At 68.1% G+C, this 1,899-nt stretch carries 2 protein-coding genes; both read left to right on the top strand.

Annotated features, from left to right (window positions below; translation table 11 throughout):
• Positions 1–276 precede the first annotated feature (276 nt).
• Entirely contained in the window at positions 277–1,119 is an 843-nt protein-coding gene (gene rlmJ / locus Q0X16_RS05675) for a 23S rRNA (adenine(2030)-N(6))-methyltransferase RlmJ (protein WP_297831762.1), read from the top strand.
• A 57-nt stretch (positions 1,120–1,176) separates the two neighbouring features.
• A partial coding sequence (locus tag Q0X16_RS05670; protein WP_297831759.1) for a rhomboid family intramembrane serine protease occupies positions 1,177–1,899 on the top strand: 723 nt, incomplete at its 3' end.

Genomic DNA, 1,899 nt, shown 5'->3' with positions numbered 1-1,899 from the left:
GGCATGTTGACGGCGCGCGCGTTCTGGATCACGCGGCGCAGGGCCGGGTTGCCTGCCGGGTCGGTCCCACCGCCCTTGACGGCAATGGTGATGTCCTTGCCGATACGCGTGAACTGCTTGGCCATGCGGTCCCAGCGCGCGAACATGGTGTGCTTGCGGGTCTCGAAGATACGTCCCATCAGCGGGGGTCCAATGTGGCTGGAACGCCGTGGATTATGGCCAAAAATCAGGCGCCGCGGGGTGTATTGATGGATCGCCCGGGTACACTGCGCCCCCATGTTGAGCTACCAGCACGAATACCACGCCGGCAACCATGCCGATGTGCTCAAGCACGCCGTGCTGGTGTTGTGCCTCGAAAGTCTCCTGCGCAAGGACAAGCCGCTGCGGGTCTACGATGCCCATGCGGGCTCCGGCATCTACGACCTGCGTGGCGCCGAGGCGCGCAAGACCGCCGAGGCGGACTCGGGCATCGTCCGCCTGTGTGCCGCCGCCGGACCACCGCCGGCCCTGGACGGTTACCTGGGCGCGGTCAGGGCCTGCAATCGCGGCAGCGACGTGCTGCGGCGCTATCCCGGGTCACCGGCGCTGATCCGTCACCTGCTGCGGCCAGCCGATCATCTCGTCCTGCTCGAGCGCCATCCGCGGGCGCTGGCCCTGCTGCGCCACAATTTCACCCTCGATCCGCAGGTCCACCTCCATGCACGCGATTGCCACGAAGGGCTGCCGGGCCTGCTGCCGCCTCCGGAGCGCCGCGGTCTGGTGCTGCTCGATCCGTCCTATGAAATGCGCGGCGAGTTCGGGCACACCGCCGGGCTGCTCCAGGATTGCCACCGGCGTTTTGCGGGCGGCGTCTACCTGCTGTGGTACCCGCTATTGCGCCAGGCGCCGGCGGCACGTCTGGTCCGCCGGGTTGCCGCCAGTGGCATGCGCCCCGTCCTTCGCGCCGAATTGCGGGTCGAGGATGCGAGTCATGCCGGATTGCATGGTTCGGGCGTGCTCGTCGTCAACCCGCCCTACGGGCTCGACGTCACCTTGCGCACGCTGGTGCCCTGGCTCTGGCGTACGCTGGCGCCGGAGGGCCGCGGTGGCTGGGCCGCCGAATGGCTGGTGCCGGAGTGAGCGGTGGCGACGTGAGCCGCTGCAGCCTGCCGTCGTGCCGCTGGACCGGAGTGTCGCGTGTTTCCGATCCGTGACGAAAACCCGCAATTCCTGACGCCGTGGGTGACCTGGGCGCTGATCGCGCTCAACGTCGCCGCGTGGGTGCTGGTTCAGGGGCTGGGCACGGAACCGGCCTTGTCGCGGTCGGTGTGCACGCTGGGCCTGATCCCCGGCGAGGTCCTGCAGACGCTGCCGCCCGGTGCGTCTTTCCAGGTGGGCCCCGAGGCCTGGTGCCGGATCGGTGACCAGGCCGGCTGGCACACCCTGGTGACGTCGATGTTCCTCCATGGCGGCTGGATGCACATCATCGGCAACCTGTGGTTCCTGTGGATCTTCGGCAACAATGTCGAGGATTCGATGGGCCATGCGCGTTTCATCGTCTTCTACCTTCTCGGCGGCCTCGCGGCGGCGGCGTTGCAGATGGCTGCCAACCCGCAGTCGGGCATTCCGATGGTCGGTGCCTCGGGTGCGATCGGTGCCGTGATGGGCGCCTACGTGCTGCTCTATCCACGGGTGCGGGTCACCATGCTGGTGTGGCTCGGTTTTTACGTCACCACCTTTGCCGTGCCGGCGGTGTTCATGCTTGGCTACTGGTTCCTGGTGCAGTTGCTGGGCGGCATCGGTTCGCTGGGGCGCCAGGGCGGCGGCGTGGCCTTCTGGGCGCACATCGGCGGCTTCGTCGCCGGTGCCCTGCTGGTGACGGCGTTCCGCAAGCCCGAACTCGTGGCCCGCCATCCCTTC

This window comes from Thermomonas sp. (assembly GCF_025993755.1).
GTDB lineage: Bacteria > Pseudomonadota > Gammaproteobacteria > Xanthomonadales > Xanthomonadaceae > Thermomonas.
The sequence above is the reverse complement of the archived record's forward strand: the minus strand, read 5'-3'. Positions and strand labels throughout refer to the sequence as shown.